Below are 23,410 nucleotides of genomic sequence, written 5' to 3' on the forward strand. Positions count from 1 at the left end.
CGGCCCGCCCGGGCCGCCTCGCAGGTGTGCGTCAGTGCGACTGCAGCAGTGCCGTGTAGGCGCCTTCCGCGCTTCTGCCCTCGGCCGTCCCCGCCGGGGTGTGGGCCAGGAACTCGGCGGTCGTGCCGCTGAGGACCAGCCTCCCGGACGCCAGGATCGACACGTGGTCGGCCTCCTCGGCGAGATCGGCCACGTCGTGGGTGGACATCAGAACCCTGACATCCTGCTTCAGGCTCGCCAGCAGGTCCCGGAAGACGCGGCGCTGGCGCGGGTCCATTCCGGCCGTCGGCTCGTCCAGGAGCAGTACGCGCGCCTCGTGCACCAGGGCGCAGGCCACGCCGACGCGGCGCAGCTGACCTCCGGAGAGCCGGTCCGTCCTCTCCCTCGCCTTCCTGCCCATCTCCACGCGGGCCAGTGCCCGGGGCGCCTCGTCCCAGGCGGCGCGCCGGTTCATTCCCTTCAGCCATCCCGCATAGGCGACGTACTCCCGCACGGTGAGGGAGGGCAGCGGGGTGATGGTCTGCGGCATCCAGGCCACCGCGCGGCGGTACTCCTTGGACCGCGCGGAGACGCCGTCGAGCGTCACCGTCCCCTTCCGGGGGGAGGTGACCCCGGCGGCGAGCTTGAGCAGGGTGGACTTTCCGGCGCCGTTGGGTCCGAGCAGAATCGTCAGTCCGTCCGGGAGCCGGTAGCCGAAGTCCGAGAGCACGGGACGCCGACGGCGCCCGTAGCCATAGCTGCAGGATTCCATTACGACGGTCATGCGGACCTCCGAGCGAAGAAGAGATGGGCGCCGATGCCGGTGGCGAGCATCAGCGCGGCGCCGGTGGTGGCGTACCAGGTGTGGGCGGGCTCGAGCAGCACGGTCCACGGGTACGGATCGTTCGGGCGGCGCAGACCGAACATGACCACCACCAGGGGCCACACCGCCGGCATGAGCACCGCGGAGCTGCCGAACAACGCGCCGCACAGCAGGGTGAGTCCCACCAGGAAGGCGGTGTTGCGGCCCAGGGACTCGGCGGCACGGGAACCGGTCGCGGCCGCCACGACGGAGCCCAGCGGAGAGGTGAGCGCGACGACCGCGAGCGCGAGCAGCGCGTCGTACTGCCGTACCCGCCGGATCCCCGACTCCTCCGCCGGACCGAACCGTGACCCCAGGCAGTTGAAGAGGACCGCCGCCGGTACGAGCGGTACGAAGACCATGGCCTGCACCCCTTCCGAGGTGCCCAGGGAGATCGACGGCAGGTGGACCGGGCCGTCCTGTACGACGGCGGCCAGCAGGACGAACAGCAGGAGTCCGGCCGGCAGATGCGTGTGCACCCGCCGCGCCTTGAGCCACCAGGTCATGACGCCTTCCCGCACGCGGACGCGACGGTGCGCCGGAACCACTCCGCCTGGTCGGCGCCGTCCATGCCGAGGACCTTGTTCACCCGGGCCCGCAGCAGTTCCCGCTTGCCCGCGGTGAAGTCGGGTTCGGTGGACAGACGCCGCAGGTAGACGTCGCCCTGGCCGACCCTCATGGACACCCAGTAGTAGACGAGGCGGGCGGGCTCCGTCGCGGGCGGCGCACATTCGAAGCGCACCGCCGCACGGGCGACCTGGTACGGCGTCATGCCCGCCGCCTGGCTCGCGCCGAGCGGGAGGTGCCAGTCGGTGGTCGTGGACGGCTCCGGGTACCGCACCGCGGCGAGGGTGTCCGTCAGCGTGGCGGGGTGAGCCTCGACGCCCGCTCCGCGGAGGGTCCGCAGGGTGCCCGTGACCTCCTCGCGCAGAGCGGGGAGTTCGGCGGCGTAGGCCGAGGGGGTGCAGATGCGAGGGCTGCCGCTCGTGCAGGACATCGATCCGTTCCCGGTGCTCCGCGGCCCGATGTAGCTCCAGTCCTTGACGATGGCGTAGCCGCCGCCGAAGCAGGACAGCGCCAGTGCCCCGGCGAGGGCGGCGCGCAGCCACGCCCGGGGTATGCCCGACCAGAGCAGGGCCACCGCCGCGGCGGCGCCGAGGCCGACCAGGAGAGGAGCCACCAGGGCGGGCGCGGTCGGCAGTTCGCCGAACATCAGCCTGCCCGGGTAGAGGCTGGTGAGATGCCGGGGCCAGGGGACCGTGAGTCCGGTGGACCAGCCGAGGGCCAGGAAGTCGAGGACCGCGATCACCGGGACCGCCGCGATGTGCCGGACCGCCGTTCCCCAGCCGAACCCGATCACCGCGTGGGCCGCGCAGAGCGTTATGGCGAGCACCAGGAGGCCCGCTCCCGCCGTGTTCGGCGGGGTTCCCGTCTGGATCAGCCCGCATACGACGGGCAGGATCAGGACCAGCCAGGCCAGCGCGACCACGGGGACGAGGCTGTGCGCGGCGATGGCGTAACGGGAACGCACGGCGCCCCACTGCCAGATGTCCGCGTTGCCGAGCTTGCGCGCCTCCCAGGCGCCCAGGGCCGCGGCGACCGCGTAGGCGACGGGTACCAGGTTGCGCAGCACCCCGTCGACGACGGTGGGCGCGTAGTCGAGCGGGTCGAGTCGCAGGTCGGACGTGATGTCCGTGAAGTAGTAGGCGAGCACGAGCAGCAAGACGACGGGCGACGCCCACAGCACACTGCTGGACCGGATTCGGGCGAGCGGTTTCAAGGGGTTCCTCGCGAGGCTCGGGACGGGCTGAGGCGCGGCGTGCCCCATGGGGCACGCCGCGCCTCGGAACCGAAGGTCAGCTGTCGGCCTTGGTGGTGTCGACGTAGACCGAACTCACGTTGAGGAGGCAGCAGCTCCCGCCCTGGCCGATCTTCGAGGTCTCGAAGTAGAAGTCCGGCTCGGTGGGCAGCCCGGTCCACTCACCGTTGCTCGTGCCGCCGTTGAAGCAGGCGGTGTAGGTCTTGGACCCGTAGTAGTCGTTGGACGACAGCGCGTCGTAGTCCCACAGCTGAACGACCACCTGCTTGGTGGTGGCGTACTGAGCCGTGCACCCGGTGAACTGGATCTGGCTGTAGCTCTCGTCGGCCCAGGTCCGGGAGGTGCCGCCGTCCGTCCAGGAGGTGATGTGGCTGGACCAGTTGGCCCAGGCGCCCGGCGCCGACGCGAGAACGGCGGCGGCGGCCAGGCCGGCCACGGTGGAGACACGCTTGGTTGAAATGCCCGGCATACGGGTTCCCCAGTCTTCCGCCCGGCGTCACGCTGTGCATGATCACTTCCGGGTGGAACTGCGGGAACGTACTGTTTAAATGATCTTTACGTCAACTTTCGGCCAGCGAGGCTTGTTCTTGACCTTCGCCTGGTTCGGCGGATGAGTGCAACGGCCTGACCTGCGGCTCAACACCGCTTATGCAAATGGCAGTTACAAGCAACCGGGCCGGCGGTGGTGAGGCCGGTCCCGCCTCCCCCGTGATGGCTCGCCCCGGCCGTCACCGGCGCCCCGGGCCCCAGCGCGGGGGTGCGCGTTGCGGACGCGTAGCGTGACCTCAGTCGGCCGTGCCGGCGAGTGCGGCGCGCAGGTGGCCGCCGGACTCCTCCAGCAGACGGGCGGCCATGGGGCCGTCGACACCGGCGAGGACGATCAGGATCGCGTTCTTCACCTCGCCGCCCGCCTCGGTCAGCGCCCGCTCGATCTCCTCGTCGGGGGCCCCGGTGGCCAGGGACACGATGCGCCGGGAGCGGGCCCGCAGCTTGGCGTTGGAGGCGCGGACGTCGACCATCAGGTTCCCGTACGTCTTCCCCAGCCGGATCATCGTGATCGTCGACAGCATGTTGAGCACCAGCTTCTGGGCCGTGCCGGCCTTCAACCGGGTGGAACCGGTGAGCAGTTCGGGTCCGACGACGACCTCGATGCCGTGCTCGGCGGCGGCCGCGAGCGCGCTGTGCTCGTTGCAGGACAGGCCGACGGTCAGGGCGCCGAGCGAGCGGGCGTGCTCGACCGCGCCGACGGCGTACGGGGTGCGGCCGGACGCGGAGACGCCGACCACCGTGTCCTCGGGCCGGATCTTCAGCGCGTCCAGGTCCTCGCGGGCCAGTTCCGCCGAGTCCTCGGCGCCCTCGACCGAGGTGACCATCGCCTCGGGGCCGCCCGCGATCAGGCCGGCGACCTGACCGGGCTCGGTGTTGAAGGTGGGCGGGCACTCGGAGGCGTCGAGGACGCCGAGCCGCCCGGCGGTGCCCGCGCCGGCGTACACCAGGCGCCCGCCGCCGGCCATGCGCTCGGCCACGGCGTCGATGGCGGCGGCGATCTGCGGCAGCCGCGCGGCGACGGCGGCGGGCACGCCCGCGTCCTCGCCGTTCATGAGGCGCGCGATGTCGAGGGTGGGCATCCGGTCGATCTCCGCGAGCTCCGGCCGGAAGGCTTCGGTGGTGAGGGACTCCAACTGATTGCGCAGGTCATGGGAGGTCATGGGGGGTGGCTCTCTCCGATTCGCGTGCTTGCACTCACCTGGGGGTGGAGCGGTGCCGGTGCGCCAGCGCCTCGTAGGACGCGGCCAGCGCGGGCGCCGCACTGTCGTACGTCCGCTGTGCCACCCCGACGAACAGGCAGTCCACCACCAGCAGCTGACTCGTCCGGGAGGACATCGCGGCGGGCCGCAGCTCCGTCTCCCGTGACGTGGACGTCGTCAGCACGTGGTCGGCGTACTGCGTCACCGGCGAGTCGGGCCTGCCGGTGATGGCTACGGTGGTCGCCCCGCGGTCGAACGCGACCCGGAGCGGCTCGATGACGTCGCCGGTGGAACCCGAGTGGGTGATGGCGATCGCCACATCACCCGAGCGCAGCTGCACCGCGTTGGTCACGGCCAGATGCGGATCGCTGTGCGCGTGGGCTATGAGCCCTATCCGCAGCAGCTTCTGGGTGAGGTCCTGGGCGACCAGGCCGGAGGCGCCGATGCCGTACACATCGGTGCGGCGGGCGCCCGCGAGCGCGGTGACGGCCGCGCCGAGCTGCGCGGTGTCGAGCCCGGCGGCGGTGTCCGCGAGGGTCTGCTGCTCCTCGTAGGCGAGCTTGGCCACGACGTCGGCGATGGGGTCGTCCACCGCGATGTCCGTCGTGATCGCGGGCGCGCGGCCCGACTGCTGCTGGGCGGCGAGGCCGGCGAGGGCCAGGCGCAGATCGCGGTAGCCCGGGTAGCCGAGCAGCCGGGCCGTGCGGACGACCGTCGCCTCGCTGGTGCCGGTCAGTTCGGCGAGGCCGGTGACCGTGAGGGCGGCGCAGCCGGCCGGATCGCTCGCGACGGCCTCGGCGACGCGCTGCATGGAACGGGTCATCGAGGGGGCGAGGGTGCGCACCTTCGCGGCGAGGGAGCCGCCCGGACCGCCGAAAATTTCCTTCACGTCCTGGGTCACCAATGAAAGATATTTTCGGTTCGGTCCCGCGGTCAAGAGTGCGCACAATGGGACCATGGAGCCACTGACCCCACTCGAGCAGGCGCTGCACGCGGCCCGCGCCCTGGTGCTCGCCGACCTGGTCGCCGGCCGGGTGGCCGAGGCCGACGTGGTCTCACTGGTGGAGGACTCCGTCGCCGAACGGCGCTGGTGGGTCGAGCAGTGGCCGGACGGCGCGCCCTTCCTGCCCGGGCTGGTCGCGCAGGACGTCCAGGACGCGCTGCTGGAGCGGTACGGCCGCTGGCCGTTGTGCCCGGTGTGCGGATCGGGCGACCCGCACGCCCTGGACGTGGAGCCGGAACTGGGGCCCGACCCGCACTGGGTGTGCCACAAGGCGGGCGTCCAGGTCGCCCCGGTGGGTTCGCTGGGCCGGGCCATGGGCGGATCGCAGTCCTCGTGAGTCGCCCGTGACCGTCTACATCGACCCGCCGTCCTGGCCCGGCCACGGCCGCATGTGGTCGCACCTGGTCAGCGACGTGTCCTACGACGAACTGCACGCGTTCGCCGCGGCCCTGGGCGTGCCCCGGCGCGCCTTCGAACGCGACCACTACGACCTTCCGTCGCACCGGTACGCGGACGCGGTGGCCGCCGGGGCGCTGCGGGTCAGCAGCCGCGAGGTGGTGCGGCTGCTGCGCGCCTCCGGGCTGCGCCGGCCCAAGGGGCTCGCTCAGCGCCGCAGCTCGTAGGCCAGCTCGGCGCCGCTGCCGTCCTCCTCGCTCACCCGCCTGAAGCCGGCCCGGCCCAGCACGGCCTGGGAGGCGGTGTTCTCCCGCTCGACGGTCGCGAACAGGGCATGGACGTCGTCCCGGGCCAGCGCCCAGTCCGCCAGCGCGCGCACGGCCTCGGTGATGTAGCCCTGCCCGCGGGCGCCCTCCACCAGGTCGTAGCCGATCTCCACCCGGCCGTCCTCGTCCGGCGCGCTGTGGAAGCCGATGCCGCCGACCGCGCGGCCGTCCTCCTTCCGTACGAGGGCGAAGACCCCGAACTCCGGGCGGTGCACGCCCCCTTCGTACGCCTTCACCAGGAAGCCGGCCGCCTCCCGGGTGCCCTCGTAGGGGCCGCCCTCGATCCAGTCCAGGCCTCCGTCGCCGCCCAGCCGGATGTCGCGGGCGACGACCGGCCGCAGCCCGACCAGATCGATCCGCTCGGCGGGGATGACGAGGTTGTTGCGCCAGCGCCACTCGGTGACCGGCGCCCGCCCCGGCAGCTCGCCCCGGCCGGTCGCCCACAGCAGGGTCGGCCAGGCCGCCGGACCGGGTTGCACATGCGGGAACAGCCAGCCGAGGACGGCCTCGGCGAGGCCGTCCTCCGGCGTGTACTCGACGCCGAGCGCCCGGGTGACGTCATGCGTGTGCAGCACCACCTCGGCGACGCCCATCGCCGCGAAGCCCTGGCGGTCGGCGCCGCGGAAGGGGTAGGGGTGGAAGGCCCGGACGTGGGGCGGGGTGGTGCGGACGGCGGCGTCGAGCAGCGCACCGGTCGCCCGCACGACGTCCAGCAGGCCGGCGTTGTCGGTGCCGTCGTCGAGCTTGATCTCGAACGGGACATAGGAGTCCTGCGGCCTTCCGGCCAACTGCCCGGCGTAGGCGATCAGATCACCCGCGATGTGCTCGACGGTCTCCCGGCAGCTCCACTCCAGCCCGGCCGCGCGCACCCCCTCCCAGTCCCGCCCCGCCACCGGCCCGAGCGCCGCCAGGCACCCGTCGACGGCCTTCAACACGTCGTCCCCGCTCATAGCTCGCATGGGGCGAACCCTAGGGGGGTGGTGGGCGGGGGGCGACAGTATTTCCGGCTTCGCGGTCGCGGGCCGGCATCTCATCTCGCGCACACAGCGGCTCAGTTGACCCTCGCATTGCCGCATCTTGACCGGCCGTGCGTTGTCCCGTCCGAGTGGGCTTGTGAGACTCGAAGGTCGTTCGCTGCACGAAATAGACCGAACACGACCAGACACATTCGGTTAGGGGGAAGGCGCTGTGAACAGCGCTGAGCCGACGGTGCCGGCCGGCCCGACGGACGAGTCCGAGACGCACTCGCCCAGGTCGGCGCTGATGGACATCGCGGAGGAGACGATTCTGTGTGCCGGTCCTGCGCCGGCGCCCACGTCCGACGGCTCCTCCATGGCTCAGGACACCCCGACAGCCGACGGGTTCACCTCAGCGAAGGCCGACCTGGCCGTGCGGTTCGCGGCTCATCGGCAACGGTTCCGTGCTCGCCTCGGGGAGTTCCGGCGGCGTCGGGTGCTCGTCCCGTACGGGGAGGAGGGCGCGGCGCTGACGGTGGAGACGCATGGGGCGCGTTGGCTGCTGGCGTTCACGGACGAGGGGGCGCTGGCGCGGTATGCGCTGGCGCGCGGGGAGCGTGATCGTGCGTGGCGGTATCGGGCGGTGTGGGGGGCGGCGGTGCTGGACGCGGGTGTGCCGGCGGTGGCCGGGGCGGGGTTGCCGTGCGGGGTGCTGGTGGACGCGGGTGACGGTGAGCGGGGGCTGGTGTTGCCGCCGGTGGTGGGGATCGTGCCGGATGCGGTGGCGGTGGACGGGCCGGGCGGTGGGACCGGATCAGGCGGACTCGGCGGGCCGGGTGCGGCCACGGGTGCGGACGCGGATTCGGTTGCCGGGTCCGGACGATGGACGGGGGAGGAACGGTCATGACGACGCCGAGTGGGGGCGGACAGCCGAATCTGCAGGTGCAGGGGCTGGCGCTGATCGCGGAGGGCATCAACAAGTCCCTGGCGGAGCTTGATTCGCTGGGGACGATGAAGGGCTGGGCCGGCGCGGGCCGTGGTTTCGCCGGTCTGGAGATGGACGGCATGGCGGTCGGCGACGACCACTTGGGCGCGGTGCTGCACACCTTCTGCGAGCGCTGGCAGTGGGGGGTACGGGATCTGATGCGGGAGGGCAACGCGCTGGCGGAGGCGATGGGGCTCGCGGCCGGCACGTTCCATCAGACGGACGAGTATGTGAAGGGCTCGCTGAAGGTGGCCTACAACTCCGTCGCGGGTGATCCCTTCGCCTCCAACGAGCAGGTGGAGAAGGAGAGTCTGGATCAGATCAACCATGCCGCGCTGACGACCGGGTATGGCGAGAAGGACCGCGAGAACCTGGTGCACTCCGTCAAGGAGACGGGCAGGGGCATGCTCTGGGACGTGGGGACGGCCGAGATGCCGGGCGGCCCGGTCACCTCCGCGCTCGCGGACGGCGACGACGGCAGGGATGCCGTTCTGGAGAAGGTGCTGGGGCCGCGTCCGCAGGCCGGGGGCGGCAGCTGATGTCCATCACGGGGAAGTTCAACAGTTTCACCGGGTCGCTGAAGTCGGGCTACGACCACGTCAAGCGGGCCACGGGCCATGTCGTCGACGAGGGCGCCCACGGCGTGGGGGACGCCCTCGACTGGGCCGGTGCGCACGGTGCGGCCGACAAGGTCGACGACTGGGGTGACGACACCGCGTCCAAGCTGGGCGCGCACGTCGACGAGCAGCAGCTCGGCGAGAGCGAGGATCCGAAGGAGCTCGTCCACGGCGACCCGGCCAAGCTGCGTGAGACGGCGGGGCACCTGCGGAACTTCGAGACGTCGTTCGGTGCCGTCGCGGCGGGTATGCGGAAGCTGGACTCCTCGGAGTTCAAGGGGGAGGCGGCGGATGCCTTCCGGAAGAAGTTCGCCACGCACCGGGGCAAGTGGGGGCAGGCCGCCGAGGCGTGCGGGCAGGCTGCCGAGGCGCTGGAGAACTTCGCGCACACCGTGGAGTGGGCGCAGGCCCAGGCGCGGGAGGCGGTGGCGAAGTACCGGGAGGGCACGTCCGCGTCGGACGAGCACCGGCAGAAGGTGCAGACGTACAACCTCGCCGTGGAGCTGGGGCAGAAGGACCCGGGTCCGAAGCCGTCGGAGCAGGACCCGGGGGACGAGGCGAAGCACGCGGCGGAGCGGATCCTGTCCGACGCCCGCGGCCAGCGCACCCAGCTCGCCGCGGAGGCCGCCGACCGCCTCCAGGCCGCTCTGCGGCACGCTCCGCACGAGCCGTCGGCACTGAACCAGCTCAAGCTCGACGGCGCCGACGCCTGGGATGCCGCCAAGACGGAGGACATGCGGTTCTTCGGCGGTTTCATGCGCGGACTCGGCGACCTGAACAACCTGGCCCGCAACGCCAACCCGCTCGACCCGTACGCGATCACGCACCCCTACGAGGCTGCCCAGGCGAAGGTCGAACTCCTCGGCGGTGCCGTCCGTTTCGTCACGCATCCCACCCAGACAGGCAACCAGCTCTGGAACTCATTCCTCGAGGATCCCGGCGGTGTCGGAGGCGAACTCCTCCCGCAGTTCCTCGTCCCGGAGGCGGGAGCCGAGTCGGCGGCCGTCGACGGCGTCCGAGTGGCCGAGGACGGAGTGAAGGGAGCGGAGGAAGCCACGGCCGCGGAACGCGGAGCCGCGGACGGCGAGGCAGCGGACTCCGGTGCTACAGCACGCGAGAACGCCGACGAGAACCCCGAATCCCATGCCCAGCAGCACGAGAACAGGGAGTGCCGTGAGGACCCGGTGGACGTCGCGTCCGGCTACATGGTGCTCCCGCAGACGGACCTGAGTCTGCCCGCCCGCCTGCCCCGGGTGATTCGCCGGTACTTCAACTCGTCGTACCGCGCGGGACGCTGGTTCGGCCCGAAATGGTCGAGCACCCTGGACCAGCGCCTGGAGATCGATTCACAAGGCGTGGTCTTCGCCGCCGAGGACGGGGTGCTCCTGACATACCCCCATCCGGCCCCCGGCCTGCCCGTGCTGCCGGAGCACGGCCCCCGTTGGCCCCTGGACCGCGTCGCCGACGGATACACCGTGACAGTCCCCGAAACAGGCCGCGTCTGGCACTTCGAGAACCACACGGATTCCCTGGCCCTGCTGCGCCAGATCGACGACCGCAACGGCGACTGGATCACCTTCGACCATGACGCGGACGGCACACCCGTCTCCGTCGAGCACAGCTGCGGCTACCGCGTGAACCTGACGACGCGGGACGGCCGCATCACGGCGCTGTACCTGGCGGACACGGAGGTCGTGGGCTACGGCTACACCGACGGCCACCTCACCGAGGTCACCAACTCGTGCGGGCGCCCACTGCGCTTCGAGACCGACGACCTCGGCCGCATCACGGCCTGGATCGACACCAACGACAGCCGCTTCACCTACGTCTACGACGACAGGGACCGCTGCGTCGAACAGTGGGGCGAGGCGGGCCACGTGCACAGCCGGTTCGCCTACACCGGCCCCGACCCGGCCACGGGGACTCGCACCACCACCCTGACCGACTCTCACGGCCACCGGACCCACTTCCTCGTCAACGATCGCTGCCAGGTCATAGCGGAAACGGACCCCCTCGGCGCCACCACGCACTACGTCCGCGACCGGTACAACCGCCTCCTCGCCCGTACCGACCCCCTCGGCCACACCACCGCCTTCACCTACGACCAGACCGGCCACCTGACCGATATCGTCCGCCCTGACGGCCGAACGGCAACGGCCACCTACAACGAACTCGGTCTGCCCACGAGGATCGTCGGGTTCGACGGCAACGCGATCCGCTACGAGTACGACGCCCGCGGCAACCGCACCTGCGCCGCCGACTCCACAGGACACGAGACCCGCTACAGCTACGACACCGTCGGGCACCTGGCCGCGGTCACGGACCCGCTCGGCAACACCACCCGCGTCCGCTGCGACGCCGCCGGCCAACCCCTGGACGTCACCAGCCCCCTGGGCGCTGTCACCCGCTATGAGTACGACGCCTTCGGCCGCACCACGGCCATCACGGATCCCCTCGGCTCCGTCACCCGCCTCGAATGGTCCACGGAAGGCAAGCTCACCCGGCGCATCGACCCCGACGGCACCGAGGAGCGCTGGACCTACGACGGCGAGGGCAACTGCACCTCCCACACTGACCAGATCGGTGGCGTCACCCGCTTCGAGTACACCCACTTCGACCTGCTGACCGCACGCACCGGCCCCGACGGCGTCCGCTACGAGTTCGAGCACGACGCCACCCTCCGCCTCACCCAGGTCACCAATCCACAGGGCCTGACCTGGACGTACGAGTACGACGCGGCCGGCCGCGTGGTGACGGAGACGGACTTCGACGACCGCGCGCTGTCGTACGCGTACGACGTTGCGGGCCGCCTGGCCTCCCGCACCGACGCTCTCGGCCAGACCATCTCCTTCGAGCGCAACGAACTCGGCCAGGTCGTCCGCAAGGACGCCGACGGCAAGGTGACGACGTACGCCTACGACTTCACCGACGAGCTCGCCCGGGCAGCGAACGACGACACGACCATGACGCGGCTGCGTGACCGCCACGGCCAACTCTTGTCGGAAACGGTAGACGCCCGCACCGTGACGTATACGTACGACGAGTCGGGCCGCCGCACAGGCCGCACGACGCCTACCGGCGCCACCACAACCTGGGCGTACGACGCGGCGGGCCGGCACACGGGCATAGTGGCCTCGGGCCGGGCCATCGACTTCACCTACGACGAGGCAGGCCGCGAGGTCGTACGCCGCGTCGGTGGGGCAATCGCGCTGGAGCACACCTTCGACGCATCGGGTCGTCTGACGGCCCAGTCGGTGATTGGTTGCGCCGATCACACGGCGCGGCGCAGGTCGTACAGCTACCGCGCCGACGGCCATCTGATCGGTACTGACGACGGGCTCTCCGGATCCCGGCGCTTCGACCTGGACGCGGCGGGCCGGGTCACGGCCGTCCACGCGACGAACTGGACGGAGCGGTACGCATACGACGAGGCCGGCAACCAGACGCAGGCGACATGGCCGTCCGGCCACCCCGGGCAGGAGTCGGTGGGAGCCCGGACCTACACAGGTACCCGCATCACCCGGGCGGGCAATGTCCGCTATGAACATGACGCACTCGGCCGCATCACCCTCCGCCAGAAGACCCGCCTGTCCCGCAAGCCGGACACCTGGCACTACGAGTGGGACGCCGAGGACCGTCTGACCTCGGTGGTCACTCCCGACGGCGCCCGCTGGCGCTACACCTACGACCCGCTGGGTCGCCGGACGGCGAAACTCCGCATGGCCGCCGACGGCTGCTCAGTTGTAGAGCGAGTCGAGTTCACCTGGGACGGCACCACCCTCTGCGAGCAGACCACCACGTCCCCCGACCTGCCCAACCCGGTGACTCTCACGTGGGACCACCAGGGTGTGCACCCGATGGCGCAGACCGAACGCATCACCGCTGCGGAGTCGCCCCAGGAGGAGATCGATTCCCGCTTCTTCGCCATCGTCACCGACTTGGTCGGCACGCCGAGCGAGCTCATCGACGAACAGGGCGACATCGCGTGGCGTGCTCGCAGCACTTGCTGGGGGACGACCGCTTGGGCGGCGAACAGCACCACGTACACACCGCTGCGCTTTCCGGGCCAGTACTACGACCCGGAAACCGGACTGCACTACAACTACTTCCGCCACTACGACCCCGAGACGGCCCGTTACATCAGCCCCGATCCCCTCGGTCTGAGCCCGGCGCCGAACCCGGCTACGTACGTCCGGAACCCGTATGCCTGGATCGATCGTCTGGGGCTGGCCCCGGGTTGCCCGGAGGGTCAGGAGCCGCAGGTCGATCCTGTCGCTGAGGAGATAGCCAGGCACGCCAACGAGGAAGCGATCCGTCCCGATGGGAACGGGACGCATTATGTGCGGGGCGTGCATCAGGATGCTTTGAAGTACTACGTTGACGGCGTCATCAATGGTGACGTGCCAGGTGTCGAAGTGCGGTACGGCCTCCGCTACGGACGCGTGGGGTACTGGGATCCCGACAAGGAAGCAGTTGTGATCGAAGACGGCGATGGGGGTACGGTCTTCACGCCGAGAGGTGGCAAGGAGTGGTTCGATGACATCCTTCAGTAATGAAGAAGGCGTGAGTGCCGTCACGCTGAGCATCGAGGAATTCGGTGCGATCATTCAGCTTGTTTATCAGGGATTCGAATTCTCGGATGACCGGCTGAGTGAAATCGGTCTCTCCTTCACCGTCGTATCCGCCATGAGAGGTTTCGCCCGGGAGGCGAGACGCCTGGTGGGAGGGGGTGTCACTCGCGTCTTGGTGGTAGTGGACCGTGAAATGGCGGAGGGCGCCCCTCCTGTCCTCGATGTGATGAACGAAAGCGGAACTCTCGCCATTCGCATCTCGAAATCATTCGGCATCATCTGGCTTCGATTGATCGACCTCGCTCTTGGTGGCTCGAGTCGACGGGAACTTCTCCTGAGGACTGGCTATGAGCACGATGATTTGGCGCGAGCTGCGAATCTTCTCATGGCGATCCCGGAGCTCCGGTGATGAATGCGATGGGAAATGTCCCTTATTGCGCCGCGCCTGGCGCAGAATCCCTTTCGATGGTGGGCTGAGCAACTGACCGGCCTGGCGGTCGGGTCAGTCCGACAGCATCTCCAGTTCGGCCCTGAGGTTGTAGCGAGCCGTGCGTTCCCAGTGCTTCTGGCCGTGCGGGGTGTGGAACAGGCGGGGCAGGTCGAGGAGTTGGCGCAGGATGGCGGCTCGGCCCTCGCGGAAGGCCTCGTTGGGGATGAAGTGGTACTCCTCGCGGACCTCGGCCGTGTAGTGGGCGTACGCCGACGGCGGCGAGGCGAGGATCGCCAGGTCCGCGTCGCAGAGGACCTGGCCGTCGGGGTCGTCGTCCGCGGGGGCGTGGGTGACGGTGAGGCGGATCAAGCGGACGACCTCGGCCGTTCTCGGCGCAGGCACCCCCGCCTCGGTCAGGGCGCGTTCCGCCAGAGACGCGGAGCGCTCCTCGTTCTCGGAGCGGTCGGGCAGGTAGACCGCGTCGTGGAACCAGGCCGCCAGGCGGACGGCGTCCGGGTCGGCCGCGTACTTCTCCAGCGTGTCGACGTGGTCCAGGACCGTCGTGAGGTGGGTCAGCGTGTGGTAGTGGCGCTGGGGCTCCTGCCAGCGGGCCAGCAGGTTGTCGGCGTACGGCGCCGGGTCGGGGCCGCCGCCGGGGCCGCGGGCCCCTTCCAGGGCGCGGGCGAATCGGGCACGCAGGGCGTCGAGGTCGGCCATACGCCCATTGTTCCGTGACGTGTGCCGGTCGGCCCCCTAGCGTGACATCCATGACGACTCCTGCGGATGTGCACGACGTACGAGACCCCGAACTGCCCGGCCGGCTGCTCGCCGCCGAGCGGGACGTGTTGATACCGCTGCTGCGGTCCCGGCCCGACGCGGACTTCGCGTTGCCGGCCGCCGCGTGCCCGGGGTGGACGGTGCGGGACGTGCTCGCGCACTGTTCCGCCGCGTTGACGCGGGTGGTGGAGAGCCGGTTCGAGAAGGGCGTGTTCTCACCCGAGTCCAACGACCGGGACGTCGCCGAACGCGCCCAGTGGACGAACGCCCGGGTCCTGGACGAGCTGGAGCGCGGGATGACCGAGGCGGGACCGGCGATCGCCAAGGCCGGCGGGGTGCTGGACGTGATCGCGCTCGGGGAGTGGGTGCACGGCGGGGACGTGCGCGAGGCCCTGGGCGAGCCGGGGGCCTACGCGGGCGCCGGGCTGCCGGACGCCCTGGCGCTGCTGGCCCACGTCACACGGGAGAAGGAGCACCTCTCGCTGCACGCGGACCTCGACGACATGGACGAGCCGCTGCGGCTGGGCGCGGTCGCGGGAGAGGCCCCGCCCGCGCGGTACATCGGCGACGCCCCCACCCTCGTCCGGCTGTACTCCGGGCGGCCGGTGTCCGGGGCGGCGTACGAGCTGGCGGGGGCGCGGGAGGCGGAGCTGAACATCTTCGGATGATGGGCGTCCCCGGATCGGCGTAGTCTTGGATTGGACTAGACCTGTAGCCGTCGATGAACCGCCGACGCATACCGCCGACGAATGGGGTGCCATGAGCAAGCGTGCAGTCCTGGAGGTGATCGCCCTCGACATCGAGGACGCGGTCGCCGCCCAGGCCGGAGGCGCGGACCGCCTGGAGCTGGTCACGGAGATGGCGGCCGACGGACTCACCCCGCCGGCCGCCACCGTCGCCGGCATCCGGGCCGCCGTCGACATCGACCTGCGCGTGATGCTGCGGCTGGCGGACGGCTTCGCGGCCGGCGACGTGGACCGGCTGGTCCGGGTCGCGCAGGAGATGCGGGACGTGGGGGCCGACCAGTTCGTGCTCGGGTTCCTCGACGCGGCGGGCGGGGTGGACCTGGCCGCGGTGGAGCGGCTGGTGGCCGCGCTGGACGGCTGCCGCTGGACCTTCCACCGGGCGATCGACCGCACCGCCGACCGCGACGCCCTGCGCCGCCGGGTCGCCGGCCTGCCCGGTCTGGACACGTATCTGACGGCCGGATCGTCGGCCGGCGTGGACGAGGGGCTGGCGACGCTGGTCGCCGAGGCGGCGCTCGGCGGGCAGCCCGGCTACGAGCAGCAGATCATGGTGGGCGGCGGCCTGCGCCTGGACCATGTGCCGCGGCTGCGCGCCGCCGGGATCGAGGCGTTCCACATCGGCGGGGCGGCCCGCCCCGGCGGATGGCTCGGGCCCGTCTCTGCGGCGGCGGTCGAGCAGTGGCGGTCCGTGCTCGACGAGGACGTGGCCCTGGCCGCCCGCTCCTAGGGCGCCCGGCCCCCCAACCGGGCCGCCCGGCTCTCGCTCAGGGCGCCTGGCCCTTCAGCGGGCGCAGGCAGAAGGAGGTGCCGTCGTCGCTGTACTGCGGGTAGGCGGCGTAGTCCCCGGACGCGCAGGAGCCGCTCTTCGGGTCGATGACGCGGTACCGGGCGTCCGGTGAGCCGCAGTCCACGGGCTTCAAATCCTGCGCGGGCCATGAGGCGTCGTTGCGCGCGCACGAGCCGGCGTCCAGGGTCGCGCCCACGCTCCCCGTGTCCGTGCCGCCGCTGCCGTCGCCGTCGCTCGGTCCCGCCACCAGGCCGATGACGAGGAGGGCCGTGACGGCGAGGACCAGCAGGCCCAGTAGGGCGAGCGGGATGAGGGCGAGGATGCCGGCCGGGCGCCGGAAGACCGGCCGGCCCGGGTCCAGCGGCGGCCGCCAACCGGGCGTGACCGGCGCCGGGATTCGCCGGATGCCGGACAGGGCGCTGAGGTTGGCCAGCAGGGTGAAGGGCGTGATGAACACCGACAGCGGGCCCCACCAGCCCATGACCAGGGTGTCCGCCTGCATGTCCCGGAAGACGGCCAGCGCGCAGGTGCGGCAGAACACGCCCTGGCGGCGCAGGAACCGCATGACCACCAGCATGCCCTGGTGGCCGCGCACCGTCACCGGCGCCGCGGGAGCCGCCCCGCACATCTGGCACCCCGCCGCCTGCCCTCCGCCGGGGTGCGGACCGGGCGCCTGCGGATACGGCCCCGGCGCCTGCGGGTATACCCCCGCAACCGGCTGCTGGGCCACCGGCGCCGGCTGAGGCTGCCCGTACGGCCCCGACGGCTGCCCGTACGGCCCGGCGGGCTGCGCGTACGGCCCTGACGGGTGCCCGTACGAACCGGCGGGCTGCCCGTACGGTCCCGGACCCGTCGGCGCGTACGGCCCCGGACCCGCCGGCGCGTATGGTCCCGGACCCGCCGGCGCGTACGGTCCCGGCGCCGGCGGATGGGGCCCCGGCGCCTGCTGGTGGGCGGGGTGCGACGGCGGTGGGGTGCTCAACTGGGCGCCTTCCGGGGGATCCTGACGGAGCGGGACGGCACAGGAGCCTAGTCGGCGAGCTGCCCGGGCAGCGGGGCGGTGTGCGTCACGATCAGGCCGGACACCGCACGGGTCAGGGACACGTACAGGCGGCGCAGGCCGGTCCGTTCGTCGGGTTCGCCGTCCACCACCGCCTGCGGTTCGTCGAGTACGACGTAGTCGTACTCCAGGCCCTTGGCGAGCGAGGCCGGTACCAGGGTGAGGCGGGTCTCCCGGGTGGTCTCCTCGCCCGGGGCGAGATACGCGATCCCGGCCGCGGCCAGCGCCTCGGCGAGGACCGGGACGCGGGCGTCCGCGGCGATCAGGCCCGTCGAGCCCTCGTGCCGCAGCGACTCCTCGCAGGCGGCGACCACTTCGGCCGGCTCGGCGATCGCGCGGACCTCGAAGAAGCCAGGGTTCTCCCGGACCGAGGCGACCGGGGTGAGGCCCGGAGCGATGTGCGGGAGCAGCCGGGAGGCGTACGTGATGACGTCCGTGGGGACGCGGAAACCGGCCGTCAGCTCCTCGACGACCCCCTCGCGCTTGCCGAGATGGGCCAGCGCCTCGTCCCAGCTCCGGGTCGCCCACGGCGTGGTGCCCTGCGCCAGGTCGCCGAGGACGGTCGCGCTGCCGGTGCTGCAGCGGCGCCCGACGGCCCGGTACTGCATGGGGGACAGGTCCTGCGCCTCGTCCAGGACGACATGGCCCAGCGAGTGCGTGCGCTGGATCAGGTCCGTCGCCTCGTCGATCAGCACCGCGTCCGCCGCCGACCACTTCGCCGACTTCACGCTGCGCACCGGCTTGGCCCACAGGATCGTCTTCTGCTCGTCCTCGTCCAGGATCCCCTCGGCGTGTTCGGCGAGGAAGCCGGGGTCGGTCAGCAGCCGCAGGACCAGCTTCGCCGGTTCCACGGCCGGCCAGACCGCCTTCACGGCGGCCTTCACCGCGCTGTTGCGGGCGACCGCGTCCTGCACCCGGTCGTCCGGGGCCTCCCCGGCCCGCTCCATCTGCACCAGCACCGCGTGCGCGATCCGCTGCGGCAGCGCCTCGCGCGCGGCGCCGTAGCGGATGTCCCGGTCCAGCAACTCGCGGACCAGCTCCTCCAGTTCGTACGCCGGGACCCGCCAGCGCCGCGAGCCGCGCACCACCACGACCGGCTCGGTGGGCATGCTCACGTGGGAGTACAGGGCCCGGCGCAGCACCTCGGCGAGACGGGCGTCGCCCTTGACCACGGCGGCGGCCGCGTCGTCCGCGCCGCGCACCTCCACCTGCGCGACCAGGTCGTCCACGGTCGCCTGCCGCACGCTCAGCTCGCCGAGCGCCGGCAGGACCTGCTCGATGTAGTGCAGGAACGACCGGTTCGGGCCGATGACCAGCGTGCCGGTGCGCGCGAGCCGCTCCCGGTGGGCGTAGAGGAGGTAGGCGACCCGGTGCAGGCCGACGGCGGTCTTTCCGGTGCCCGGTCCTCCCTGCACGCAGACGGTCCCGCCGAGCCCGCTGCGGACGATCTCGTCCTGCTCGGGCTGGATGGTGGCCACGATGTCGCGCATCGGGCCGACGCGCGGCCGCTCGATCTCCTGCTGGAGCAGTTTGCTGGTGGTGGCCGCCTCGGCCGGGTCGGACAGGTGCTCGTCCTCGTACGCGGTGAGGTCGCCGCCGGTGTAGCCGAAGCGGCGGCGCAGCGCGATGTCCATCGGGTCCTTCTTGGACGCGCGGTAGAACGGCTGCGAGACCGGGGCGCGCCAGTCGATGACCATCGGGTCGCCGTCGGCGTCGTGCACGTGCCGCCGCCCGATGTAGAACTGCTCGCCCTCCGCGCCCTCGGCCTGCGCGGCCCCCGGGGCGTGCAGGTAGTCGAGCCGGCCGAAGAACAGCGGGGTGTCCTTGAGGTCGGCCAGCGCCTTGATGCGCTCGTCGATCTGGTGCGCGAGCACCGCGGCGTTGACCCAGTTCGCGGTGACGTCGCTGATGTCCAGCGCCTCGACGTCCTCGCGCATGGCGCGCAGGGCCGACCGGGACGAGGCCAGGTGGGACCGCTCCCGGGCCAGCGGGTCGTGGAGCGGGGCGTCCGGCGAGCCGTCGAGTGGGCCGTCGAGCTGTTCGTGGGCGGGCGTGGACAAGGGGGTGCCTCCGGATGGGCCTGCTGCGTGGCTACGACGAATGCCGTCGGTTTCGGGCCGGCGACGATGCCGTCCGGTTTCCGGCCGGATGGCGGCGCTCCGAGAGGGAGGCGGGCAAGAGCGGAGATTTTAGGTGAGGGCGGCGGGATGAAGCCAATGGATTTTGACCTCCCCGAATTCTGCCCCTAAGGGACGGGGTCCGTCCGGTGTAGGGGAGCGCTCCACCCGGAGGGCTATGCGCGCTCCAGGGAATTGGACCCGGAGACCGATTCCGGACGCGCGCCCGAAGTTCCACCATGGAGACATGAGCGCAGCGACTTTCTCTTCAGCCCCTGTCCGTCCACCGTCCGGCGCAACGGCCATGGACGGCCCCCATCACCATCCCCTCGGCAACGCCCTGCGTGCTGTCAAGGTGTTCCTGGAGGCCGCGTTCGGGGTCGTGATCCTCGGCGAGTACGGCGAGGAGGCGGGCATACGCCGTAAGTGACACATAGGGTCACACCGTGCGGAAACGGACGGTGAAGCCCCTGCTCCCTGCCCTGTCACCTCGTCTCCCACCGTTGCTCCCCCCGCTTCTCCTGACGGTCTCCCTCTGCTCCTTCGCCGTCCTGTGCCTGCTGCAGCGTGCCCCGATGGCCGATCTGCTGGTCTACCGGGCCGAGGGCACCGCCGCCTCACACGGCGGCGACCTGTACGGACTGACGGCCACCCACTGGCGGCTGCCTGCGACCTACCCGCCCTTCGCTGCGGCTCTGTTCGTCCCTACGACCTGGATTCCGCTGGCGGCCCTGAAGGCGGTGTTCCTCGCGGGCAACGCGCTTCTGCTCGCCGGACTCGTCGCCCTCTCCGCCCGGCTCGCCTCCCACCCTCCACCCCTGCCACCACACCGCGCCCAGCGCCCCCCGGGCCCTGCGGCACGGGCCTCCTCCCACCAGCGGCTCCGGTGGCCCCTCCCTCTGCCCCTGCTCTGCACGGCCACCGCCCTGGCCCTCTGGCTCGAACCGGTCTTCCAGACCGTCCTCTTCGGCCAGATCAACCTCGCCGTCGCCTGCCTGGTCCTGTGGGACCTCACCCGCCCCCCGGGCGCCCGGGGAAGAGGCCTGGCCCTGGGACTGGCGGCCGGCGTCAAGCTCACCCCCGCGATCTTCATCGCCTATCTGCTGCTGAGGGGCCGCACCCGTGAGGCGGCCACGGCGACGGCCGCCCTTACCGCCACCGTCGCGTTCGGCACCCTGCTGCTTCCCGCCGCGAGCACCGAGTACTGGACGCGGCGGCTGTGGCAGACGGGCCGGGTGGGCAAGGCGTGGATCGTGGACAACCAGTCCCTGCAGGGGCTGCTCGCCCGCGCGCTGCACGACCCTGCGCCCGGGGCCTGCTGGTTCCTCACGGCGGCGGCCGTGGGCGTGGCCGGCCTGTACCTGGCGGCCCGCGCCCGGCACGACCGCCACGGCGTCCTGCTGACCGCGCTCACGGCCCTGCTGATCTCCCCGATCAGCTGGTCGCACCACTGGGTGTGGTGCGTGCCGCTGCTCGCGGTGCTGCTGGCCGACGGCCGGCCGCGGCTCGCGGCCGTGACGGCGGCCGTCTTCACCGCCCGCACGCTCTGGCTGGTCCCGCACCAGGGCGAGGGCGATCTGCGCCTGTCCTGGTGGCAGCAGCCGCTGGCCTCGCCGTACCCGCTGCTGGGGCTCGCGCTACTGGCGGGCGCGGCGCTGACCGCCGCTCAGCCGGTGCCCTCGGCCAGGATCTCGTCGGCGTCCACGATCCGGTAGGAGTAGCCCTGCTCCGCCAGGAACCGCTGGCGGTGGGCGGCGAAGTCCTGGTCGATGGTGTCGCGGGCGACGACCGAGTAGAAGTGGGCCTGGTGGCCGTCGGCCTTGGGACGCAGCACGCGGCCGAGGCGCTGGGCCTCCTCCTGGCGGGAGCCGAAGGTGCCGGACACCTGGATGGCGACCGTGGCCTCGGGCAGGTCGATGGAGAAGTTGGCGACCTTGGAGACGACCAGCACGCTGATCTCGCCCTCGCGGAAGGCGTCGAAGAGCTTCTCGCGCTGGGCGTTGGAGGTCTCGCCCTTGATGACGGGTGCGCCCAGGTGCTCGCCCAGCTCGTCGAGCTGGTCGATGTACTGGCCGATGACGAGGATCTGCTGCCCGGCGAACCGGCGCACGATCGCCTCCGTGACCTTCCGCTTGGTCGCGGTGGTGGCGCAGAAGCGGTACTTCTCCTCCGTCTCGGCGGTCGCGTACGCCAGCCGCTCGGAGTCGGTCAGGTTGACGCGGACCTCGACGCAGTCGGCCGGCGCGATGTAGCCCTGCGCCTCGATCTCCTTCCAGGGAGCGTCGAACCGCTTGGGCCCGATGAGCGAGAACACGTCGGACTCGCGTCCGTCCTCGCGCACCAGGGTCGCGGTGAGACCCAGCCGCCGCCGGGCCTGGAGATCGGCGGTGAACTTGAAGACGGGGGCGGGCAGCAGGTGCACCTCGTCGTAGACGATGAGACCCCAGTCCCGGGAGTCGAAGAGCTCCAGGTGCGGGTAGACGCCCTTCCGCCGGGTGGTCAGCACCTGGTAGGTCGCGATGGTGACCGGGCGGATCTCCTTCCTGGTCCCGCTGTACTCGCCGATCTCGTCCTCGGTCAGCGAGGTCCGCTTCACCAGCTCGTGCTTCCACTGGCGGGCCGAGACGGTGTTGGTGACCAGGATCAGCGTGGTGGACTTCGCCTGCGCCATCGAGCCGGCGCCGACCAGCGTCTTCCCCGCGCCGCAGGGCAGCACGACCACACCGCTGCCACCGTGCCAGAAGTTCTCCACGGCCTGCTTCTGGTACGGGCGCAGCGCCCAGGTGTCCTCGAGCAGCTCGATCGGGTGCGCCTCGCCGTCCACGTACCCGGCGAGGTCCTCGGCCGGCCAGCCCAGCTTCAGCAGGGTCTGCTTGATCTGCCCGCGCTCGGAGGGATGCACGATCACGCTGTCCGGGTCGATGCGGGCGCCGACCAGCGGGGCGATCCGCTTGGACTTCAGCACCTCCTCCAGCACCGGCCGGTCGGTGGTGGTGAGCACGAGGCCGTGCGCGGGGTGCTTGGAGAGGGTGAGGCGGCCGTACCGGTCCATCGTCTCGGCGATGTCCACGAGCAGCGCGTGCGGCACCGGGTAGCGGCTGTACTGCACCAGCGCGTCCACGACCTGCTCGGCGTCGTGCCCCGCGGCCCGCGCGTTCCACAGGCCGAGCGGGGTGACCCGGTAGGTGTGGATGTGCTCGGGGGCCCGCTCCAGCTCGGCGAAGGGCGCGATGGCCCGACGGCACTCGTCGGCCCGCTCGTGGTCGACTTCCAGGAGCAGAGTTTTGTCCGACTGGACGATAAGCGGTCCGTTCACCTACGCACTTCCCTTCCGCACGGCCAAACGTCCAGTGTGCCCTACCGGCGGCTGATCACGGCGGGGCCGCCTGCAACCCCCCGCGGCCGCCGTGGGTCTTCCGTTGCGGGTGCGGCGCGGGGGCGCGGCCCGGTGAGGAGGTCGGGGCGATGACTGCGGGCAGGTGGGGGACCGGTCTGGCGGCCACGGGGGTGCTGGTGGCGACCGGGGTGTGGGCGATGGGGCCGGGCGCCGGCGGCGCTCCGGGGCGGGCCGGCGTCGACGGGCGCCTGTGGAGCGAGGTGCGGCCGGCGATCGAGGCCCGGCTGGTGGCCGATTCCCGGGGCGGCGGGTACGGGGAGGCGGTGCCCGGGCTCCGGGCGCGCTGGTTCTGCCGGGCGCAGGCACGGGACCTCTCGGAGCACGACGGCCTGGTACGGGCGGGCGTGAGCACGCTGTGCCTGGAGTACGGGGTACGGGCGGGCGCGCTGCTGGAGTGCGGCGGCGCGCAGGGCCCCCAGGTGCTGCGGCTGCGGCGGGACGCCGGCGCGGCCGGCGGCTACCGCGTGCTGTCGGCGCAGACCCCGCCGGACGGCGCGGGCTACGCCCAGTGGGTGGACGCCCACTTCGCCCACCAGGCGGACACCGCCGCCGACACACCGCCGGCCACCTCCCTGCAAGCCACCGCCCGCACCCACTTCGGCCTGCCCGCGAACGCGCCGGTGCGGGGCTGTTGACGGCCTGCTCCGCCGGCTCGCGGCCTCCGCGGGCCGCCCCCGTGTCGACCGGCCGCCCGCCGAAGCCGCCGCGTCCGCGAACGGTCGGTGCGCGGCTGCTTCGCCGGGCCGCGGGCGCCGTGGAACAGCGCCCGAGTCGATCGACCGCCCGCTTCGGCCTGCCCGCGAACGCGCCGGTGCGGGGCTGTTGAGCGGGGGG

22 protein-coding genes are annotated in these 23,410 nt (G+C 71.8%); 11 read left to right on the forward strand and 11 right to left on the reverse strand.

What is annotated here, in order from left to right; genetic code table 11:
• Window positions 1-31: 31 nt before the first annotated feature.
• From ACFYU0_RS20670 to ACFYU0_RS20695, 6 genes are all read right to left on the reverse strand, one after another.
• Complete coding sequence (locus ACFYU0_RS20670) at window positions 32-763, reverse strand: ATP-binding cassette domain-containing protein (RefSeq protein ID WP_366913090.1); 732 nt, start codon at window positions 761-763, stop codon at window positions 32-34.
• Entirely contained in the window at window positions 760-1,347 is a 588-nt protein-coding gene (locus ACFYU0_RS20675) for a hypothetical protein (protein WP_389303085.1), read from the reverse strand. Before ACFYU0_RS20675 ends, ACFYU0_RS20670 begins: the two co-directional genes overlap by 4 nt.
• On the reverse strand, window positions 1,344-2,621 hold the full coding sequence (locus ACFYU0_RS20680; protein WP_389303088.1) for a hypothetical protein: 1,278 nt from the start codon (window positions 2,619-2,621) through the stop codon (window positions 1,344-1,346). Before ACFYU0_RS20680 ends, ACFYU0_RS20675 begins: the two co-directional genes overlap by 4 nt.
• 76 nt (window positions 2,622-2,697) lie before the next feature.
• On the reverse strand, window positions 2,698-3,129 hold the full coding sequence (locus ACFYU0_RS20685; RefSeq protein ID WP_351665949.1) for a hypothetical protein: 432 nt from the start codon (window positions 3,127-3,129) through the stop codon (window positions 2,698-2,700).
• Window positions 3,130-3,445: 316 nt separating this feature from the next.
• The gene (murQ, locus tag ACFYU0_RS20690) at window positions 3,446-4,369 is read right to left on the reverse strand and encodes an N-acetylmuramic acid 6-phosphate etherase (RefSeq protein ID WP_351665947.1); all 924 of its coding nucleotides are present in this window, start codon (window positions 4,367-4,369) and stop codon (window positions 3,446-3,448) included.
• Window positions 4,370-4,403: 34 nt separating this feature from the next.
• The gene (locus tag ACFYU0_RS20695; protein WP_351665945.1) at window positions 4,404-5,309 is read right to left on the reverse strand and encodes a MurR/RpiR family transcriptional regulator; all 906 of its coding nucleotides are present in this window, start codon (window positions 5,307-5,309) and stop codon (window positions 4,404-4,406) included.
• Window positions 5,310-5,364: 55 nt separating this feature from the next.
• On the opposite strand from ACFYU0_RS20695, the gene ACFYU0_RS20700 reads away from it, so the two are divergent.
• Both ACFYU0_RS20700 and ACFYU0_RS20705 read left to right on the forward strand, forming a co-directional pair.
• Complete coding sequence (locus ACFYU0_RS20700; protein ID WP_389303093.1) at window positions 5,365-5,748, forward strand: hypothetical protein; 384 nt, start codon at window positions 5,365-5,367, stop codon at window positions 5,746-5,748.
• 7 nt (window positions 5,749-5,755) lie between these two features.
• Window positions 5,756-6,034, forward strand: a complete 279-nt coding sequence (locus ACFYU0_RS20705) for a DUF4031 domain-containing protein (protein WP_351665941.1) — start codon at window positions 5,756-5,758, stop codon at window positions 6,032-6,034.
• Here the strand turns inward: ACFYU0_RS20705 and ACFYU0_RS20710 are convergent.
• Window positions 6,016-7,092 carry a GNAT family N-acetyltransferase gene (locus ACFYU0_RS20710; protein ID WP_389303098.1) on the reverse strand — a complete coding sequence of 359 codons (1,077 nt, stop codon included), beginning with the start codon at window positions 7,090-7,092 and terminating at the stop codon, window positions 6,016-6,018. The genes ACFYU0_RS20705 and ACFYU0_RS20710 overlap by 19 nt on opposite strands.
• A gap of 229 nt (window positions 7,093-7,321) precedes the next feature.
• On the opposite strand from ACFYU0_RS20710, the gene ACFYU0_RS20715 reads away from it, so the two are divergent.
• From ACFYU0_RS20715 to ACFYU0_RS20730, 4 genes are read left to right on the forward strand one after another with little or no spacing between them, the layout of a single operon-like run.
• A complete protein-coding gene (locus ACFYU0_RS20715; RefSeq protein WP_389303101.1) occupies window positions 7,322-7,996 on the forward strand; it encodes a hypothetical protein in 675 nt (224 codons plus the stop codon).
• Window positions 7,993-8,613 (forward strand): hypothetical protein, encoded by a 621-nt coding sequence (locus ACFYU0_RS20720; protein WP_389303103.1) that lies wholly within the window; start codon window positions 7,993-7,995, stop codon window positions 8,611-8,613. The genes ACFYU0_RS20715 and ACFYU0_RS20720 overlap by 4 nt, the downstream gene beginning before the upstream one ends.
• Window positions 8,613-13,244, forward strand: coding sequence for a putative T7SS-secreted protein (locus ACFYU0_RS20725; RefSeq protein ID WP_389303105.1), 4,632 nt, complete (start codon window positions 8,613-8,615; stop codon window positions 13,242-13,244). The genes ACFYU0_RS20720 and ACFYU0_RS20725 overlap by 1 nt, the downstream gene beginning before the upstream one ends.
• Complete coding sequence (locus ACFYU0_RS20730; RefSeq protein ID WP_389303108.1) at window positions 13,228-13,671, forward strand: hypothetical protein; 444 nt, start codon at window positions 13,228-13,230, stop codon at window positions 13,669-13,671. Before ACFYU0_RS20725 ends, ACFYU0_RS20730 begins: the two co-directional genes overlap by 17 nt.
• 93 nt (window positions 13,672-13,764) lie before the next feature.
• On the opposite strand, the gene ACFYU0_RS20735 is transcribed toward ACFYU0_RS20730, so the two are convergent.
• Complete coding sequence (locus ACFYU0_RS20735) at window positions 13,765-14,409, reverse strand: hypothetical protein (protein ID WP_389303111.1); 645 nt, start codon at window positions 14,407-14,409, stop codon at window positions 13,765-13,767.
• A 50-nt stretch (window positions 14,410-14,459) separates the two neighbouring features.
• Here ACFYU0_RS20735 and ACFYU0_RS20740 point away from each other — a divergent pair, with 50 nt between their 5' ends.
• Window positions 14,460-15,137, forward strand: coding sequence for a maleylpyruvate isomerase family mycothiol-dependent enzyme (locus ACFYU0_RS20740; RefSeq protein ID WP_389303114.1), 678 nt, complete (start codon window positions 14,460-14,462; stop codon window positions 15,135-15,137).
• A gap of 91 nt (window positions 15,138-15,228) precedes the next feature.
• On the forward strand, window positions 15,229-15,942 hold the full coding sequence (locus tag ACFYU0_RS20745) for a copper homeostasis protein CutC (protein WP_389303117.1): 714 nt from the start codon (window positions 15,229-15,231) through the stop codon (window positions 15,940-15,942).
• A gap of 37 nt (window positions 15,943-15,979) precedes the next feature.
• Here ACFYU0_RS20745 and ACFYU0_RS20750 read toward each other — a convergent pair whose 3' ends face one another.
• Together ACFYU0_RS20750 and ACFYU0_RS20755 are read right to left on the reverse strand one after the other, a co-directional pair.
• Window positions 15,980-16,630: a hypothetical protein gene (locus ACFYU0_RS20750; RefSeq protein ID WP_389303120.1), complete on the reverse strand. Its 651-nt coding sequence runs from the start codon at window positions 16,628-16,630 to the stop codon at window positions 15,980-15,982.
• 401 nt (window positions 16,631-17,031) lie between these two features.
• Window positions 17,032-19,122 carry a HelD family protein gene (locus tag ACFYU0_RS20755; protein ID WP_389303123.1) on the reverse strand — a complete coding sequence of 697 codons (2,091 nt, stop codon included), beginning with the start codon at window positions 19,120-19,122 and terminating at the stop codon, window positions 17,032-17,034.
• A gap of 304 nt (window positions 19,123-19,426) precedes the next feature.
• Between ACFYU0_RS20755 and ACFYU0_RS20760 the strand changes: the two genes are divergently transcribed.
• Both ACFYU0_RS20760 and ACFYU0_RS20765 read left to right on the forward strand, forming a co-directional pair.
• Window positions 19,427-19,609 (forward strand): hypothetical protein, encoded by a 183-nt coding sequence (locus ACFYU0_RS20760; protein ID WP_351665928.1) that lies wholly within the window; start codon window positions 19,427-19,429, stop codon window positions 19,607-19,609.
• Window positions 19,610-19,661: 52 nt separating this feature from the next.
• Window positions 19,662-20,894 (forward strand): glycosyltransferase 87 family protein, encoded by a 1,233-nt coding sequence (locus ACFYU0_RS20765; protein ID WP_389303630.1) that lies wholly within the window; start codon window positions 19,662-19,664, stop codon window positions 20,892-20,894.
• On the opposite strand, the gene ACFYU0_RS20770 is transcribed toward ACFYU0_RS20765, so the two are convergent.
• Window positions 20,846-22,495, reverse strand: coding sequence for a DNA repair helicase XPB (locus ACFYU0_RS20770; protein WP_389303126.1), 1,650 nt, complete (start codon window positions 22,493-22,495; stop codon window positions 20,846-20,848). The genes ACFYU0_RS20765 and ACFYU0_RS20770 overlap by 49 nt on opposite strands.
• Before the next feature lie 149 nt (window positions 22,496-22,644).
• Between ACFYU0_RS20770 and ACFYU0_RS20775 the strand changes: the two genes are divergently transcribed.
• Entirely contained in the window at window positions 22,645-23,211 is a 567-nt protein-coding gene (locus ACFYU0_RS20775) for a hypothetical protein (protein WP_389303129.1), read from the forward strand.
• The last annotated feature ends 199 nt before the right edge of the window (window positions 23,212-23,410 follow it).

Origin of the sequence: Streptomyces sp. NPDC003720 (genome assembly GCF_042875075.1) — a bacterium.
Classification (GTDB): domain Bacteria; phylum Actinomycetota; class Actinomycetes; order Streptomycetales; family Streptomycetaceae; genus Streptomyces.